The sequence below is a fragment of the Stratiformator vulcanicus genome, from assembly GCF_007744515.1.
Taxonomy (GTDB): Bacteria; Planctomycetota; Planctomycetia; order Planctomycetales; family Planctomycetaceae; genus Stratiformator; species Stratiformator vulcanicus.
Genome location: NZ_CP036268.1, coordinates 4,066,213 through 4,084,271, shown reverse-complemented (window position 1 = coordinate 4,084,271; position 18,059 = coordinate 4,066,213). Strand labels below are relative to the sequence as shown.

14 protein-coding genes are annotated in these 18,059 nt (G+C 60.7%); 10 read left to right on the top strand and 4 right to left on the bottom strand.

The window, feature by feature from the left end:
* The first annotated feature begins 122 nt into the window (after positions 1–122).
* The 3 genes from Pan189_RS16250 to Pan189_RS16240 all read left to right on the top strand — a co-directional run bounded on the left by Pan189_RS16250 (position 123) and on the right by Pan189_RS16240 (position 4,534).
* Positions 123–1,277: a trans-sulfuration enzyme family protein gene (locus tag Pan189_RS16250; protein WP_145365046.1), complete on the top strand. Its 1,155-nt coding sequence runs from the start codon at positions 123–125 to the stop codon at positions 1,275–1,277.
* Positions 1,278–1,621: 344 nt separating this feature from the next.
* Positions 1,622–2,176 carry a hypothetical protein gene (locus Pan189_RS16245; RefSeq protein ID WP_310820630.1) on the top strand — a complete coding sequence of 185 codons (555 nt, stop codon included), beginning with the start codon at positions 1,622–1,624 and terminating at the stop codon, positions 2,174–2,176.
* A 54-nt stretch (positions 2,177–2,230) separates the two neighbouring features.
* Positions 2,231–4,534, top strand: a complete 2,304-nt coding sequence (locus Pan189_RS16240; protein WP_145365044.1) for a GAF domain-containing sensor histidine kinase — start codon at positions 2,231–2,233, stop codon at positions 4,532–4,534.
* Between the two features lie 77 nt (positions 4,535–4,611).
* Here Pan189_RS16240 and Pan189_RS16235 read toward each other — a convergent pair whose 3' ends face one another.
* Both Pan189_RS16235 and hpnE read right to left on the bottom strand, forming a co-directional pair.
* Positions 4,612–5,583 (bottom strand): potassium channel family protein, encoded by a 972-nt coding sequence (locus tag Pan189_RS16235; RefSeq protein WP_310820629.1) that lies wholly within the window; start codon positions 5,581–5,583, stop codon positions 4,612–4,614.
* A gap of 82 nt (positions 5,584–5,665) precedes the next feature.
* A complete protein-coding gene (gene hpnE, locus Pan189_RS16230) occupies positions 5,666–7,240 on the bottom strand; it encodes a hydroxysqualene dehydroxylase HpnE (protein WP_145365040.1) in 1,575 nt (524 codons plus the stop codon).
* On the opposite strand from hpnE, the gene Pan189_RS16225 reads away from it, so the two are divergent.
* The 3 genes from Pan189_RS16225 (at position 7,228) to hemC (ending at position 10,115) form a co-directional block, all read left to right on the top strand.
* Positions 7,228–8,022 carry a ComF family protein gene (locus tag Pan189_RS16225; RefSeq protein WP_145365038.1) on the top strand — a complete coding sequence of 265 codons (795 nt, stop codon included), beginning with the start codon at positions 7,228–7,230 and terminating at the stop codon, positions 8,020–8,022. The two genes, hpnE and Pan189_RS16225, sit on opposite strands and share 13 nt — an antisense overlap.
* 61 nt (positions 8,023–8,083) lie before the next feature.
* Positions 8,084–9,163, top strand: coding sequence for a DUF502 domain-containing protein (locus Pan189_RS16220; protein WP_145365036.1), 1,080 nt, complete (start codon positions 8,084–8,086; stop codon positions 9,161–9,163).
* A gap of 34 nt (positions 9,164–9,197) precedes the next feature.
* The gene (gene hemC, locus Pan189_RS16215) at positions 9,198–10,115 is read left to right on the top strand and encodes a hydroxymethylbilane synthase (RefSeq protein WP_145365035.1); all 918 of its coding nucleotides are present in this window, start codon (positions 9,198–9,200) and stop codon (positions 10,113–10,115) included.
* Positions 10,116–10,149: 34 nt separating this feature from the next.
* Here the strand turns inward: hemC and Pan189_RS16210 are convergent, their stop codons facing one another.
* Both Pan189_RS16210 and Pan189_RS16205 read right to left on the bottom strand, forming a co-directional pair.
* Positions 10,150–10,338 (bottom strand): hypothetical protein, encoded by a 189-nt coding sequence (locus Pan189_RS16210; RefSeq protein WP_145365033.1) that lies wholly within the window; start codon positions 10,336–10,338, stop codon positions 10,150–10,152.
* Positions 10,339–10,522: 184 nt separating this feature from the next.
* Positions 10,523–11,110 carry a hypothetical protein gene (locus tag Pan189_RS16205; protein ID WP_145365031.1) on the bottom strand — a complete coding sequence of 196 codons (588 nt, stop codon included), beginning with the start codon at positions 11,108–11,110 and terminating at the stop codon, positions 10,523–10,525.
* A gap of 283 nt (positions 11,111–11,393) precedes the next feature.
* Between Pan189_RS16205 and Pan189_RS16200 the strand changes: the two genes are divergently transcribed.
* From Pan189_RS16200 to Pan189_RS16185, 4 genes are all read left to right on the top strand, one after another.
* Entirely contained in the window at positions 11,394–11,780 is a 387-nt protein-coding gene (locus Pan189_RS16200; RefSeq protein WP_145365029.1) for a hypothetical protein, read from the top strand.
* A gap of 301 nt (positions 11,781–12,081) precedes the next feature.
* Positions 12,082–14,268 (top strand): type II and III secretion system protein family protein, encoded by a 2,187-nt coding sequence (locus Pan189_RS16195; protein WP_145365027.1) that lies wholly within the window; start codon positions 12,082–12,084, stop codon positions 14,266–14,268.
* Positions 14,269–14,916: 648 nt separating this feature from the next.
* Entirely contained in the window at positions 14,917–15,621 is a 705-nt protein-coding gene (locus tag Pan189_RS16190; RefSeq protein WP_145365025.1) for a hypothetical protein, read from the top strand.
* A 416-nt stretch (positions 15,622–16,037) separates the two neighbouring features.
* Entirely contained in the window at positions 16,038–18,020 is a 1,983-nt protein-coding gene (locus Pan189_RS16185) for a tetratricopeptide repeat protein (protein WP_145365023.1), read from the top strand.
* The last annotated feature ends 39 nt before the right edge of the window (positions 18,021–18,059 follow it).

Genomic DNA, 18,059 nt, shown 5'->3' with positions numbered 1-18,059 from the left:
CCGCGGGGCTTCCGCCTAAACTTCGCCGGACGTTTCGCGAACTTCCGCCACCTCAGACGCGTCGTGCCGGTCGGAAAGTTCCCGCCGCTTCGGCAACACGAACTGCTTGAAAAGCCTCCCGCATGAATCCCCGCGAACAACATTTTCAGACCCGCTGCGTTCACGTCGGCGTCGACAAAGACCCCGCCTACAACAGCGCGACGACGCCGATCTACCCCACGTCGACCTTCTACTGGGACGATCCCGAGACGACGAAGGGCTACGACTACACCCGCAGCGGCAATCCCACTCGCCGTGCGTTGGAAGAGAACCTCGCCTCGCTCGAAGGGGGCATCGACTGCCGGGCGACCTGCACCGGCATGTCGGCCATTCTCGCCGCGCTCCAACTCTTTAAGACCGGCGACCACCTCATCGCCGGGCATGACATCTACGGTGGCACCTATCGCATGCTCGCCGACATGCTGCCCGACCTCGGCGTCGAGGTGACGTTCGTCGAAATGGGTAATCCGGAGAACGTCCGCGCCGCGATCAAGCCGGAAACGAAGGGTATCTGGATCGAGACGCCCTCCAACCCGCTGATGAACATCGTAGACATCGAGGCGATCACCGCGATCGCCAAAGAGCGCGACCTCATCACGATCGCCGATAACACCTTCCTGTCGCCCTATTTCCAACGGCCGATCGAACTCGGTGTCGACGTCGTGATGCACAGCACGACGAAGTATCTCAACGGTCATTCCGACGTCGTGGGCGGGGCTGTCGTCACAAGTAAGCCGGAGCACGCCGAGCGGATTGGCAAGGTGGTCAACGCGATGGGGTTAGGCTGCTCGCCGTTCGATGCGTGGTTAGTCCTGCGAGGGGTGAAGACGCTCGGCCCGCGGATGGAGGTTCACGAACGCAACGCCGGCGCTATTGCCGCGATGCTCGACGAACACCCGAAGGTGAAGAAGGTCTATTACCCCGGCTTGCCATCGCACCCGCAGCACGAACTCGCCAAGAAGCAACAACGCGGGTTCGGGGCGATCATCAGTTGCGAACTCGACGGCGATGTCGCGTACGTCAAACGCGCCCTTTCAAGTGCGAAGCTCTTCCTCCTTGCCGAATCGCTCGGCGGCGTGGAATCACTTTGGGAATATCCCGACACGATGACGCACGCGTCAATGACCGAGCGTGCCCGCCGTGCTGCGGGAATCACGCCGCAGACCATTCGCTTGTCGGTCGGCATTGAATACGTCGACGACCTGATCGACGACCTCTGCACGGCGCTTGAGGTTTGAGCGAGCACACCGGTGCCGGGGTGCGTGCCGTCCCCGCAGTTCAGAGTTCGCGAAGTTCTTGCATCGTTTTCAGTCCACAAGCCGCGCACGAAGTAAGCGGATACGCAACGGGTTGATCCGCTTACTTCGTGCGCGGCTTGTACGGTGAGTAAGCGCCGCGCGTGCTCCGCACAACATTCGCGTCTTGACTTCCCCTTTACCCATCGCATTCAATTTCGTAATGGGATGATCGCGGAATCACGGTTATGTGGTTCTGACTGCAGACGCCAAGCACTCGCGGGCCGCAGGCCGCGGCGTCGACCGAATCGAAGGATGATGCCTGACGAAACAGCGGGAGCCGACGTATGCGAACGATCGAGACGGGTGAAGAAGCACTCCGGTCCCTCTTTACGGGGCTGATCGAACAGACGTTTCAGACCGAACTCGGCATTGCCGACCCGTCGCTGACCGACTACCTCTCCGAAATGCTCGTTCGCTTCTGCCGGGTCGACGCGATCTTCAGCGTGCGTGATCTGGAGGGCAAACGGCTCGAAGAGATTGCCGAAATGCTCGTCGAAGCTGAGCAGCGGATTGCCGCGCCGAAACGCGAGCTTCACCGCCACATCGGAGATTTCGCGCTGTTCTGGTCGGGCGTCTTTCCCGATGCCCTGGCCCGCCTGCAGGCACCGATGCGAAAAGATCATCTGATCGACTACTGCGAGCAGGGTCGGCGGTCGTATTACATCGCCAGTACGTTCGATAGTGACCCGTTCGGCCGCGAGGCGCCCGTGTTGCGTCGACTCAGCGAGGAATTCGACGTTTGCCGCGAGGGTCTCAATCGCGTGCGAAGTGAGTGGGCCAATTTGCCAACCGTGGGTCGCTCGATCGATCACGGCAGTTCAGGCTCCTCAGACGATTGATCGCGTTCCCTTGTCGGCGTACGGTCAGTTTGACTGAGACGAAGGGAAACAGGCGTGTCCGCACCTCAATTACTGCCGAAGTCGCAATACTTCTGGCCATCGGTGCGGGGCCAGATGAACGGAATCGTGTTGGACTCAGTCCGCGATGCGTCGTTGGCGTTCACCGCGGTGATGTTTCTGTTCGCCACGCTCGAACCCGTGTTGATTGACGACAAGTGGGTCGGTCTGGTCGTCGCCCTCGACTTGCTGGTCGGAGTGCTGGCGGCGACGACGTTCGCCGCGATCAAGTTCGGGCGCCCGTCGCCGAAGTTTGCTCACGCGATCTGCTTTTGGCTCGGCGTGCTGGCCGTATTCAAAATCTGTGCGCAGCAAACGTTTCGACCCGATTTGCACGCCGCGCAGCATCTCTCGATCGTGATGGTTGCGGTCGGCAGCATCATGTTGTCGATGGCTTGGCTGTCCGCCTTCCTGCCGCTGGCGATCGGTTGCTGGTTCGGAGTCGGACTGGCGGTCGCACCGGAAATGGTGATCGGCTCGGAATGCTTCGTCGTGCTTTCGGCGGCGATCGTCTCGCTATTGATTTCGGTCATTCGGATTCGCTCCAGCGTGGCGGTACTCGATTTCCGGCGACTCGAATCGCGGAAGCGGTCATCATTGACGCTGGAATCGCAGCAATTGCGACGGCTCAATGAAATTTCTCGCCGGTTTCTTCTGACTGAACCGGGCGAATTCGAGAGGCGAGTCATCGAGGCCCTCGGCACGATCGGACGTGGTTCGGACGCCGATCACGCCTATATCATCCGGTTCACGACCGATACCGGGGAGGCCCGCATCGTCCACGAGTGGTGCTCGGCGGAAGTAACTCCCGCCACACCGCTGTTCCAGGATTTCTCGGTCGATCGATTTCCGTGGATTCTCCGGCGCCTGCTCCGCGGGGAGCCGATTTGCGTGCACGACGTATCGAAATTACCGGACGAAGCCGATATCTTTCGCGAGACGCTCAGTCAGATCGGTAGTCGATCGTTTATGGCAGTGCCGATGGTTTCATCGGTCGGAGTGTGGGGTTGTCTCGCGCTGGCGAGCCGCAGCCGATTCAATGTCTGGCAGCGAGAACAGACCGCCGTCCTCAGCATGGCGGCCGATGTGTTTCTCGGAGCGATCGAGCGGGAGCGCTCGCGCGAAGCGTTGGCAAAATCGCGTGAGCGGATTGAGCGGCTGCTCGAATCGAACGTCGTCGGTATTTTTTCGGCCAACATCGACGGATTGATCAGCGATGCGAACGACGAGTTTCTGCGAATCAGCGGTTATCACCGCGACGATTTACCGATCCACTGGACCGAAATGACGCCGCCGGAGTGGTCTTCCGCCGACCAATTGAAGGTCAAAGAGATCGCCTCAACAGGCTTCGCGTCGGCGTATGAGAAGGAATACATCCGCAAGGATAAAACTCGTATTCCGGTTCTCGTCGGGGGGGCGTTGCTGCCGGGGTCGCGTGGCGAAACGATTTCCTTCGCTTTGGACCTGAGCGAGTTGAAAGAGGCCGAGAAAAAAATCAACGCCTTACACGGAGAACTGGCTCGATCATCGCGGCTGGGCACTCTCGGGCAGATCGCCGCTGGTCTGGCGCATGAAATCCACCAGCCGTTGGCCGTGATTTCGAACTATTCCGCAGGCGGACGACTTCGCATCGATGCCGGCACGCTCGACACACCGACCATGCGCGGTCTTTTCGAGGACATCCACAAACATGCGTTAAGAGCCGGGGAAATTTTGGCGCGTATCCGCGACTTCGTTGCCGAGCGGGATTCGATTCGCGAACCGGTCGATGTCGCAAAAATGGTCGACGAGTGCCTGTACTTCGCCCGGTTTGACACCCGAGAAGCGGGCGTCAATGTGCATCGGCAAATTGCCGAAGGGTTGCCGCCGATTCGCTGCGACCGGACGCAGGTCGCCCAAATCCTGATGAATTTGCTCTTAAACGCCGTGCAGGCGATGTCGGACGTCGATGAACCCCGCGAGTTGACGGTCCGCGCCGCGACCGGAGCGCCGGGAGAGATTGAGATTCGCGTCGATGACACCGGCACCGGGATTTCGTCCGACGCCGTGTCTAAAATTTTCGATCAGTTTTATACGTCGAAGTCCAAAGGCCTCGGTCTCGGTTTGCCGATTTGTCTGTGGATCGCCGAGTCGCACGGCGGCTCGCTGTCGGTCGAGACGACCGGCCCGATGGGAACGACCTTCCTGCTAAAATTGCCGATCGATGCAGGGACGGGAGGAGCCTTCGACGGGAAATTGAGAGGCGAGGACTCAGCTCGCGGCGAAGAGAAGGCGATCGCCGTTTCCGGCACCGATTCTTAGAGCCGGTCTTGGAACAACTGCCGGAAAGCGGCACTCTTTCGAAATCTATTCTCTATTCGTCGGAACGTAACCGAGCCTTACGCTTCGCTCGTCTCGCCGGCCAATTCGCCGACGCCGGCGGTGGTGCCGAATGCGAACAGGCGGTCGTGGAGTTCGATCGTCGCCGAACCCTCCGGCGGCATCAGCAGTTCCCCGGACTGACGCCGAATAGCGACGACCATCATCCCGCGGCTGCGAAGATCGGTCTCGGCCAAGCGTTGGCCGACGAAAGGACTCTCCGCATCGATCTGCAGTTCAATCAGGCGAAGTTCGCTATCACGACCCTCGGCGATTTCCAGAAACTCTTCGACGCTGGGGTTCACCATAAAGCGAGCCATTCGCATCGCGCCACTGGCGAGCGGGCTGACGACCCGCGTCGCCCCGGCCCGTTCCAATTTTTGAATCGCCTTGTCACCGGTCGCGCGGGCCACGATTTGCAGGTCGGCGTTCAGCATCCGCGCCGACAGCACCACGTAGACGTTGTCGGCGTCAGTCGGAAGCACCGTCGACAGGCCGACGGCGCGGTCGATGCCGGCGGTCACGAGGACATCGTCATCGGTCGAATCTCCCGTGACGTACAACCAACCGCGATCCGCGCAAACCTCTTCGAGCCGCTCTTCATCGACATCGACAACGACGAATTCCCGATCGTGGCTTTCCAAGTACGTACACATCGTCTGCCCCATCTGGCCGCAGCCACAAACGATGAAGTGCTTGGAGAGTTCGTCGATGGCGCGGGTCATTTGGCGTTGTCCGAGGACGCGTTGCAGTTGGGCGTTGACGATCCATTGTCCCAGCGTACTCGCACTATAGGTGAAGACGCCGAGACCGCAGACCAGGTACGTGATGACGAACAACTTCCCGGTTGAACTGAGCGAGATCGTCTCTTCGTAGCCGACAGTCGTCAAAGTGATGATGGTCATATAGAGGCAGTCGAGCCAGCGAGCCCCCTCGATAATCCGAAAACCGAGCACGCCGACTGCCGTCAATGCCAGCAGCAGCAGGATCACAGCGCCGATCTCGCGAATCGGGCCGTCTGCTGCGGGCCGCTGCCGAACGTATCTGGTGCGGCGGGAGATCAAGGTGCGAGTCTCAGGGAAGCCGAAATAACCAACGGGAAAGCAACGCCGTCGGCAAGTCGTCGGCGAGCAGTTTCGGAGCGGCGTCGGATTCGTCCCGATCGGACAGAATCTCTTCGGCCGCGAGATAGCCGCTGCGTACGGCCCCTTCCATCGTCGCGGGCCAGCCCGTCGCGGTCCAGTCTCCGGCCAAATACAGACCGGGAACGCTCGTCCGTTGCGGCGGGCGAAGGCGATCACTACCCGGCGTCACCGAAAAAACCGCGCGGCGTTCCGTGACGACCCGACTGACCAGCAGCTTTGCGGATCGAACCTGCGGCCAGATGTCGGACAACTCCTCAACAACAAGGCGCGTCAATTCGTCATGATTGCCCGCGACATCTCGGCTGGCGCTGATGACGATCTGGTAGTAGAAACGACTCTCATCAGTTGGAGCGGCCTGCCCATTTCGAGATGCGATTTGCGTTCGGTTGAACATCCACTGGCTGACCCGATCGATCAGCACGGCGTGGGGCAGGTCGGTGATTTCGCGATCAAACCACAGGTGAACGCTCGAAATCGGGGCCGACTCGAGTTCTTGGATTGACTGGCCGACCTCAGCCAACGGCGGTTCCGTCAGCAACGAGTCGACGCGATGGTGTGGGACTGCGAGGACGACCGCGGAGGCATCGATGGTAGTTCCGTCACGAAGAGTGACCCCGGTCACCCGATCGCCCTCGGTCCGAAGCGCCGTCACGTTGGTCTTCGTTCGGATTTCCGCTCGTCGTGAGTCGAAGCAGGTGAGGAGCGATTCGCCGTAGAGGTCATCGAGTGGGACGGTCGGAATCTCGACCTGCCAGCCGGTGCGGTTGGCGAGAAAACCGTCGACAAAGACTTTCCGGCCGTAGGCCACGTCGATGCGGTCGAGCGATTCACTTAAGGCACTCACGAGCACGACGTGCCAGAAGCGGTCGATCGCAACATCGGTCTGTTGGTGTCGCCGGAGCCAATCGAGCAATGTTTCATTGCGGCGATCGGGGCCCAGTGGGCGTGCCAGCGCATGCAGGCCGCGGGCGATTGAGCGGCGGTCGGCAAACGACAAGTACTGCAGTCGAAGGAAGGCCGGCGTCAAATGGAAAGGGGCAGGGAGATTCGACGCTTTGAATCGGGCGACACGGCCGTTCGGTCCGACAAAATTCAGGCACTTCTCGACCCGGAAATGGTCGGCAATCCCAGTTTGTTCACAGAAGTTTCGAAAGTTCGTGCAGCAGCCCATGCTGACATGCTGACAGTTGTCGATTTGCATCCCGGAGGCGGGATCGTCGAACGACGAAGCGCGACCGCCGAGGCGGCCACGAGATTCCAGCAGCAAGACCGGAACTCCGAGCCGCGAGAGTCCCTCGGCCGTTGCCATCCCGGCCAAACCCCCGCCGACGATAATGACCGGAAGTCGCTGATCGCTGGATTCTTGATTTTCGGTCGTCAATGCTTTGCGGCTGCGGTCAGAGTCTGACGGAGCGGTGTGTCGCGCGGAGGCGATCGCAGTCGCAGCGATGGCGATCCGTCGGTGCAAAGAGTGTAGACCGTCAGCAGTGATTGGACGATCCATTCGGCAGGCAAATGCGGATCAACGGCTTCACAACACCATTTAGGAAGGCGGCCGGAGCCGTGCTGGGCGTGCTCGCATACAACAGGTGCCCCATTTGCCGCCGGGAATTGTCTCGCCCCAAAGACGCGTCGGGGCCCGTCTGTGGCGACTGTGCTTCCAAGCTCGACATCACGCCCTCCCCCTGTCCGCGATGTGCCGCACCGGCCGGACCGTATTCGGCTGACGAACAGGGATGTCGATTGTGCGCTCGCGAAAACTATGCCTTCTCGCGGACCGTGGCGATTGGTGTTCATGAGGGACTTCAACGGACGGCTTTACTGGCCGGACAAGCCAGTCATGGCGAAGTCATTCTGGAGTGGCTAACCGACCGGCTCTGGGAACGGCGATGTGAGCAGCTTTCCGCATGGAACTGCGACATCGTGACGGCCGTTCCCCGTCATTGGACACGGCGGATCACCACCGCCAACAACGCCGCGGAAGTCATCGGTCGCCGCCTCGCACGCCGGCTCGATCGACCGTTTCGACCGAATCTGCTTTCGCAGACGCGTTGGTCCAAGCCACAGGCATCACTTCGGCCGACCGCTCGACGGAAGAACCTCGGCGACACCTTTTCGATCACCGATCATCGCGTTGCCCGTGACCGCACCGTCCTTCTGTGCGATGATGTTATGACGACGGGCACGACGGCGCACCGATGCTCGCGGGCCTTGCTCGACGGTGGGGCGAAATCGGTCGACGTCGCGGTGCTGCTGCGTGGCGTCGGTCGCTTGGAAGCGACGTGAGGCCGGAACCACCCGAATTCTCGTCTTGCCCTGTCGAGTTCCTACCGGAAACCGAACTTACATGAATCAACCGCCGCAGGACGCACCCACCCCCACGACGGCGCTGCAAATCTTCGTCAAGGGTTTGGGGATCTCACTTCCGTCGATACTCACCCTGGTCATTCTGATCTGGTTCGGGGGCGTGATTTACCGCTACATCATCGACCCGATCAGTTGGGCCGTTCAATATTCGATTGCCAGTGTGACGAGTGATGCACGACCGGCCGACGGGCTGCTCGATTCCCCGCGTTTGCCGCAACTCAAATACACGCGGGCGCCCTACAACGCGACGTATCGCCTGACAGAGAATCGGCTCGCCAGCTTGAAAGAGGTCGTCGACTCGAAGGAGTCGATCCCGGTCGGCCTGCTCGAGGATGATCCGCGCGGAGTCTACATCGTCTACGGGAACGAGGCCGTCCCCTACGAGCACTATCGTGATGTGGCCCGCCGCACACCGGCCGCGGAAATGCCGACGAACGCGCCGAGTCTTTACGAGCGTCGCGTGACCTTCAAATTCTTCGGCAGCTCGTTTTTGCTCAGTTTGCTCGCGGTTCTGTTCGTGCTCAGCGGGATATTCTTTGTCGGGCGAATCGTGACCGTGCGGCTGGGTGCCTATCTCGTTGAGCGAATCGAGCGAAACGTGCTCGGGCGACTGCCGCTGATCAGCAAAGTCTATTCATCGGTCAAACAGGTCACCGACTTCTTCTTCTCGGAGCGGACCGTCGAATACAACCGGGTGGTGGCGATCGAGTATCCCCGCAAGGGCATCTGGTCACTGGGATTTGTCACCGGTAACAGCATGAGGCAATTGGTCGAGGCCGCGGGCGAGCCGATCATCAGCGTGCTGATTCCGACCTCGCCGATGCCGATGACCGGCTACACGATGAGTCTGCCTCGCAGTCATGTCGTCGATCTCGATATTTCGGTCGATCAGGCTTTTCAATTCATCGTCTCGTGCGGCGTGTTGATCCCCGTCGGACAGGCGGTGACGGCTACCACGTTGGCCGATCAGGTAAAGGCTCAAATCGAAGAAGAGCCCGTCGAGTACCCGGAAACGGGCAACGGCGCCGCACGTCGTGATGACGAAGCAAATTCGCCTTGAATAGGCCGCCCACTAAGAGGCCGCGGAGAGTTTTTTGAGAACGTTACGAATCGCAACCCGGGCAAGTCGGTTGGCCGTTTGGCAGGCCGAGCATGTCCGCTCACTGTTGCAATCTCGTCGGCCGGAGCAGCCGGTCGATTTGGTCCGGGTGTCGACCGAGGGTGATCGCAATCAAACTGATGCGCTGGTCGGTTTCGGCGGTGTCGGCGTCTTCACGCGGGAAATTCAAAACGCAGTGCTTGACGGGCGAGCGGACATGGCCGTCCACAGCCTGAAAGACCTCCCGACCGAGCCGCACCCTGAACTTCGACTTTCCGGCATCCCGTCAAGGGCCCCGAGATTCGATGCCCTTCTGCTGCCGGAGTCGGCACCGCAAATCGATTCGCTGGCAGAGTTGAAAGAGTCCGCGGTCGTAGCGACGGGAAGCCCCCGGCGCCGGGCCCAACTGGCGGCACGGCGGCCGGACCTCACATTTTGCGATGTCCGCGGAAATGTCGAAACGAGAATCAAAAAGCTCGACGCTGGAGAGTTTGATGCTTTGGTCCTCGCGGAAGCCGGTCTAATACGACTGGACCTCGCGAACCGCATCTCATTGGTGTTGCAACCGCCGGATGTCCTGCCCGCAGTCGGTCAGGCAGCGCTCGGGATCGAATGCCGGGCCGATGATTCGGAAGTCATAGAACTGCTGTCGGCGCTGTGCGACCCCGCGACGGTGGCTGAGGTCACAGCCGAACGGGCGGCACTTGCGGAACTAAAGGCCGGCTGCCACGCCCCGGTCGCCGCATGGTGTCGGGCGGACGGGGATGGGTTAAAGCTCGACCTGCGTGTGCTTCACCCGCATGGCCGGCAGGAGTACGTGGCGACACGCTCCGGTCCTCCTGAGCAAGCGGAGGAGATCGGCCGGCTCGCGGCCCGGGACGTGATTGCGGCCGGGGCGAGTTCCGTCCTCTGACGCGCGACGCCGCGATCCGGATGTCAGGCACCGGTTAGCAGATCGGCACGGCCCCGGTCGGCAGTACCGAGTAGTCTTCGGCGCTCATGGGATCGCCATCGGTCCGATTCATTTGATGCAAACGGTGCGGCTGCAACTCGTGCATAACCGAAGCGCATCCGGTGAGCATCATAACGAAGGTGCTCAATGCGAGCGCAATGGCCGCGTGACGTGATGATGACATAACGGTTCCCCTACCGGCGAACGGCCGAAGCGAGACAGGCTGAAATGGAAAGGGAGAGTGCAGAGAGGAGACATGGAAATAGCAAACGGCGACGGCCGCGAGAAGGCGGGCACGTCGCCGTTCGAATCGGATCGTAAGATTTACAGCCGGATCATGGTCGACGCCGACTGAAGTTTTTGTCTGCCTAGCGACGGAAGCCCGAATTCTGGCCGCTGGCCGGAACGATGATCGGGCCGTACGCGGAATTGGGCGCCGGCATCGGCTGGTATTGCTCCGCCTCCGACCGTTCCTGCCGCATCTGCGAACGGAAACCGTCGGCGGTCATCGTCGGCCAAGTGGGAGCCGGCGACTGACTGTAAGAGGGGGCCGGTGCGACCGTCGCGTAGTCGTACGGACTCGGCGCGCCCTGTTCGGCACCGTCATCGTTCTGGTTCTGAGAATACGTCGGCAAGACCTTCTGGTCATACCGGTGCCAGAACTGTTGCGAGTACGGCATGACCGGTGACATGCCGAAGCCGGCGGCCGTCTGGCTTTGAGCGAGCAGGTGTTTGTAGTTGTAAGGCCGGAAGTAGCGATGGCCCCCGTAGGCGGGGATTTCCTGGATATAGCCGTGCATCCAAGGGTCCGGTGCATCGTACGGATAGAGTTGATCGCCATATCCGCCGCTGAACCCGTGGGGGCTGAATTCCATTTGTCCGAACGCGACGGTCTGGCTGCCCAAGCCCGTGCATACTGTTGCGATTGCGACGAGTGTCCATTTCGCGAGCGTCATTTCACTCTCCTGCACGTTGCGGCATTGATGCGGCACAAACCGAGGTCGCAGCGCAACGGGGCGCTCCGGCCGGTACTGGTGTTATCGGCCGCACAACCGGTCTACTTGTCTTCTTCCGAAAGAATCCGCGCAGTTCGCTGACAGCACCGCAGTTCCTTCGACTGCCAACCATTTGCTTCGAGTACGAAGGGAACGACGGCCGCTCGTCAATTGGCGGTTAGAGTTCGAGAGCGAATTCGCCGGCTCGACCCCGGCAGCTTTCCTCACAGCGAGGCCCGATCACATGCGAACTGCTTCCTTTGCACTACTTATTGCCGCATCGGCGGTCGTGACGTCAGCCGATGCACACGAGCCGGTCATCGTCTCTCACGGCCATGGTCACGGCGGCCCGGCGTCGATTTCTCAGCAGACCTATCCCGATTCGGTCCCCTACGGCGGCTACGGCCCCGGCGGATACGAACCTCGATCGGGAAAACCGTATTACTGGACCGGCGACGGTAAACCCGGCATGGGAAGCCCGCAGGGCGACCCTTACACCTATCACTTCGGCCCCGGCTACTATCGCAACAACGAGTTCGGGCACTACCGCTTCCCTTATTACAGCTACCGTCGTCCCTGGTATGACGTCGGTCACCCGATTTACGTGCGGGACACCAACCAGCCCTGGTAAATCTGGGCCAAATCCGGGACCTGTCCCGGTCGTTGCCGCCTTGAACTCAACAAGCGGAGACCTGCGAGGGTCTCCGCTTTTTATTTGCGCGACCGGGTAGTTCCCCTATGTCGTGGAGCATTTGATCGTCACGAACGGAATGTCCGGCAAATTCGCGCGATCTGACTCATCGCATACGGCCCGATTGACCGATACGACATAACACGCGACAGGCCGCGAGGTCCGTACGGCGTGCGCGTTGGCAGTCGACCTACACCCATCAGCCAGACTGTCTGTCGAATCTCCGTGACCGGGCGTGATCATGATCAAGTCGAACGTCGATGACCACAGCTCGGATCTTCAACGCATGGACGGACAGGAGCAGGCACGGATGAGCGATCCGATGAAGCAGAACACGCCCATGAAAACCAGTGTGAAACGGAGTCGTTTGGCACTGACCACAATGTGCATGCTTACCTGCTCTGTGACGGCGGGTTCGAGCGCACTGGCACAGTACGTGCCTTTCGATGCCGAACCTTCCGACGGGCCGGTCATTCGGCAAGTGGCCGTCTCCAAGCGAGACCGACCGCTGCCGCCGCAGATCAGCGAGATGCCGGACATCATGGAAGAGCTTGAGGTGATTGATCAGCGAAGCCAGTTGATCGTCGCCAACGCGAACGTCGTCCGTACGGCGATTGCCGATTCGACCGTGATTGAAGTCGTGCAGTACAGCCCGAACGAAATCGCGATCATCGGCGTCGGGCTCGGCTCGACGACTTTGACGTTGTGGTTCGAAAACGATCCCCACCCGCTGATCTACCTCGTGACGACCATCGAAGATCCGGGGTTGGAGCAGCAACGCGAAGTCGACTACGGCAAGTTGGAACGCAAACTTCAGGTGCTGTTCCCGGACAGTCAGGTCTACCTGATGCCGCTCTCCTATAAGATCGTCGTCAAAGGCCAGGCACGCGATGCCGAAGAGGCCGCCCGCATCCTCGAAATCGTGCGTGGCGAAGTGATCGACGAATACGGCGGCTTGTTCGGACCCCAAGGGTCGGGAGCCAACGGCGGCGGCAACGGGATCGGTGACAACCTCTTCTTCGGAAACAATGCCGTCGACGACTTCGGCTCCTCGTTCATCGTCAATATGCTCGAGGTGCCGGGCGAGCGACAGGTTTCGATCCGCGTCCGAATTGCCGAACTTAATCGTCAGCAACTGCGACGGATGGGGATCGATATCTCAGTGCTCTTCAATAATGGACGTCACCTCGTTGATGCCGCGATCGGTGGTCTGCCTTCGACCATCACCGGTATCTTCGAGAACGGCGAAGTCAACGTGCTCGTGAACTGGCTTGCCACAAACGGCACGGTCAAGTTGCTGTCGGAGCCGACTTTGACGGTCCTGAGCGGACACCCGGCGAGTTTCCTCTCCGGCGGTGAGTTCGCGGTCCCGACGATCGTCGGTGTCGACGGAGCTGCCGCTCAGCAGACGACCTTCCGAGGGTTCGGTACCTCGATCATCGTCACCCCGACGGTCATCGACAAAGACCTCATCCGGATGAGAGTCGTACCCGAATACAGTGAGATCAATGCGAACCAGTCGGTCGGGGGCGTCCCCGGGTTGGATTCACGACGGGTGCAGACGACGGTGGAACTGCGTGAAGGCCAGACGCTGGCCCTCGCCGGTTTGATCGGTCGTCGGTCCGACACCGAAGTCACGCGGATTCCGTTCCTCGGCGAACTGCCGATCATCGGTTCGACGATCTTCAGCGCGAAGCGTGCGACCGAAGACGAAACCGAACTCCTCGTGCTCGTCACGCCGGAACTGGTTCGGCCGATGGAGCCCGATGAAGTCGCGCCGGTTCCGGGTTGGTATGTCACTCACCCGACCGACGAACAACTCTACAAACATGCGATGACCGAAGGTGCTCCCGACCTGGGCGTCTATCAGATGGGCCCGATCGGTCGCGATGCGACGTATCCGCGGGAAGTCGGCTATCACGTGTTTGAACCGGCCCCGGGTTCGGCTCTGTATTCGCCATCGACTCCCTACCCCGGCGGAAACGTCGCTCCGTTGCCGGCTCCCGGAGCCTCCGCTGGCAACCTGCCGGCACCAATCTACTCCGACTCGTACGAGTCGATGCCGCGGCACAACATGCAGCCAAACCCGCAGCCGATGCGGCGAGCGATGCCTCAATCGGCACCGGCACCACGTGAACACTACATGCCGCGTGAGCAATCGACCCCGCCGGCACCAACACTGCAAACACCGCCGCGATCGGCACCGCCGGTTCGACGGGCCCCCTCGATCACGCCGCCGCCCGCTCCGAACACGGCACCCGGACTGCCGGCACTGCCAAGCATGACGCGGTCACAATTTCAACGCCGCGGAACGCAACAGGGGCAGGTTTTGCCCGCCGGAGCGACACGTCAAACGCCGACGATTCAGCCGGCTGGCCTGCGTCGTTCTGAGCAGCAATCGTCCGCACCGAAACACGCCGGTTGGTGACATCGTCGCGATTGGCTGAGCCGGGCGGTCGCAAAGCGGTCGTCGGCTGCTTGGCGGTCGAAGTGGGTTTCGATGTCATGCCGACGATCGGCGGGTTTCCACAACAACCAACGGCGAGGGGCGAAATGAGGTCGACCTGCGCGATCGCGAAGCTTGTTGTCGTTGGCACCTGTTGCCTCTTAGTTGGTTGTGCGACCGGGGGTCATATCAAATGCGATGCGGACTGTTCCCCGTCATTGACTAACGAGATTGCGGCTCCCTACGCACCGCGCCTCGATAGCACTCCCGAGAGTAACGCAATGCCTCCGGGTTATCTGACTCCTTCAGACGACGATTTGTCTGCCCCGCCGACGGAAGTGAGCGAACCGGTTGTGGATGAACCCGCGCCAAGCTCGGTCGAACCTCCCCGGAAGTTCGAAGACCCCTTCGGCCCCGAACAATTGGTGCCGCCAGCACCGGAAATTCCGTCAACTTGAAGTCTCTGATTACGAATCTCGGTCACTTCCATATCGAGAGGATCGAGAGAATCGACACGTTCAATGAAATCGGAACAACGATCGTGACGGTCATCCGCCGATAAGTCCCTATGAGAAGTTCACCCCGCACTGCGACCTCCCGCAGAGGTCACAGATCTTCGGAGACGAAGTGATGAAATTCCCGACCATGAGCCGATTCGCGATTCCCGCCGCGATTCTTCTGACCATTTCGACCGGCTGCTCGCACTATTCCGGATGCCTGGCGTCCAAGGATTGTGGCGAGGCCGAATGCGGCGAATCGTGTTCGACAGGATCGTGTTCGACAGGGTCGTGTGGTTCCGGCCTGTTCGGCTGCAAACTGTGCGGCGGTGGAGCCGGCATGTTGGGCGGATGCCTGTGCCGCCGACATAAAGCGATTCCCGACACGCTGCCACTCGGCAGCACGATTCGGGCTCATTTTCACACCATGCAGACGAACGCCGAAGCCTCGGAGTTCATCATGCACCGGCATGAGTTCGTCCGCTCCTCTTCGGAGCTGTCGCCGGTCGGCAAAGATCACATCGTCGAGATTGCGGCCCGCGCCAAGAGCGCGCCTTTCCCCGTCGTGATCGAGCGAAGTGAGAACAACGCCGATCCGGAACTCGACGCCCTGCGACGCAACATGGTCGCTACGATTCTGACCGACCTCGGTGTGCCGGAAGCCGATCAGCGAACGTTCGTCGCTCCGGGATACAACAAGGCGGCTAACAGCGTCGAAGCGAGTACCGATTACTTCCAGCACATCTTCACCCGCGGCAACAACTTCAACAACGGCGGATTCGCCGGTGGTGGCGGCGGCGGAGTCGGTGGTGGGGTCGGCGGCGGCGGTGGCTTCTAAGGATTGGCTACCGGTTTCGTCGGGAAGCAGTTGACGTCGCCGACGTAAGGACGACCGAACCGAAGTTGCTGAGCAAATTAAAGCGGTGGGTTGCTCCTCAAACGCAGCCCACCGCTTTTTTATTGCGGTGGGCCGCAGCAGCAGTTTCAATTGGTCCCCATCGTGATAAAAGCGGTCTCTATTTGTCGGTTCTACAAGCCCCAGGCGCCAGCCGTCGGGAAATTTACTGGTTGATCGACCATCGGCTTGCGCCTCAGGCTGATATTGAAACGCTTCCGGCAGATTCGCGGTCGGCAGATTCGGTCTCGACACGACTTCTGCCTTCGTCTACAAACCCGGCCTCCTCTCACTCCATCTCCCATTAGTTCTTGCGACATCGTTTTCGGTCGCAGAATTTCCCTTCGAGGGTCGACGAAATGTTTCGATCGGCAGCGATAACGGTCTGCGCCCTGTCTACGGCAATTGCGATCGGGTGTCAGTCGTTCTCTTCGGAAGCAAACTCCGGGATCGGCCAATTGGCCGGTCGACTAAACCCGTCTGCGCAGGACGAACCCGGACGCGATGCCGAGAGTCTCGCCGGGATGCTCCGCGAGGCGGGCTATTCGAAGCGGGCCGACCAATTGCTTGAAAGCCGCGATGCAGGAAAGCAACAAGTTGCCCAAGCGCCGAAATCTGTTCTCCCATCGAATTCCGACTCCGAGTCGCCCTCGCCGAAGACGGTTGCTCAACTCGGCGGTGCCCCAGCCATATCAGACGACTCGCAGCGCGACCTGATTTTACCGGCCTCGCACGAAATCGAAGCAACCGGCCCCGACTCGCTGTCGACACCACAGGCTCCCTCGCCCATCAACTCGATGGCCAAAGGCTCGAACTTCGGTGCGCCGCCGGCACATCATCGACTGGCCGTTGCCGCCGATCTTCAAGGAGATTTCGCGGCCGCTGATCATCATTATGACGCGGCTCTTCGAGAACGTCCCCAGGACGCCGATTTGCTCAGCGATATCGGCTACTCATATCTGTTGCGCTCGGACTATCCTGCTTCTGAGCGTTACCTGCACACGGCGTTGTCGATCGAGCCCCATCATGAGCGGGCCGCCCACAATCTGTCGTTGCTCTACGCCAAATTGGGCGACTTCGGAAGGGCCGAATCGGTCCTGTCGGCCATTGTCTCACCGGCTGAAATTCGGACGAGAATGGCTGTGTTGAGAGACTCTCTCGATTCATCGAGGGGGGCGTCCCGGCCCGAGAACAACGCCCGTGCCCTCGCAGGCTCGCCCGCTTTGTCTCCGGTCTCTTCTCCGTCACGCCCCCGAGCCTTTGCAGCGGCACCGACTGATACGCCTCCTGCCTGGCCTCATAGTCCTCAAGATAGCTTCGATCAATCGCCGGTCGTGGTGCAGCGGACTGCCGCTCGGCCGCTCGACTCCTTCGAGGATGTCCAACGCGCCATGAGAGCCGAACGGAAAACGGCGATCTCAGCACGCCAGTCGCAGCACGAATCAACCACCGCACCGCTCCCCGGAGATGTTCATCCCGCGCGATATCAACGAACGCGTGATATGACCGCCGCAAGTGACACGGCCCCGCTGCCGATCCGAAGGACCGAAGTCGACCCGCACGATGCGTTGCCGTTGTGGAACCCTCCGATCAACGACATTCCGCAAAACCGGGAATCGTCCGCTTCCGTCCATCGCCCGTCGAATTCGATTTCTCGGGCCGACCACGAAGAACCCCGGCACTATCCGCAGGCTCGAAGGGAGCATGACCGCTCCTCGCCGCACGCCGATCGAAGCAGAAATCATCCGCAGCCGGCAAGTCCGTCGCGGTTCGCGCAGGCCGGTCACAGCGTGCCGGTTACCGATCGTGGTAGAGCCTCAACTCCGCAGCGGACGGCGATGGCTACTCCGCGAGATCAGAGCTTCGACTATGCGAGTCATGCGGCCGCTCTCATTGGCATGGAAGCCGGCCCGACGATGTTCCCGATGATCGATGACGAGCCGACGCCGCAGCCGGGATATGCGATGCAATCGGAACCGGGCTACGGCTCTCACGTGGGAGGGGCGGGCTATGCCGTACCGGCCGCTTATCAGCCGGAAAGTGGCCAGGCTTATCCGGTCCGGCCCGGTGAAAAGATCAATGCCACCAATCGCGCACCTGTCGCCGCTCGAGATTCGATGCTCGACCAAATGCACGCCCACCGCCAGATGCCGTCGGGTAACGGGGCGTACTCACCGCAATTCGGCGTCTACAGTCGCCCGCCGCAAATGGTGCCCGGGCATGACTACATCGGTTCGGCGGCGCCGGTCTACAATTCGCCTCCACCGGAGCTGTTTCGCACCGGGGATTCGGCCGAACGGGGGACGACGCCGGCCGAACGTCCCAAACGCTATTCCTACTAAGCCCTCACAGCATTAAACCATTGCGGCGACAAACTGTGG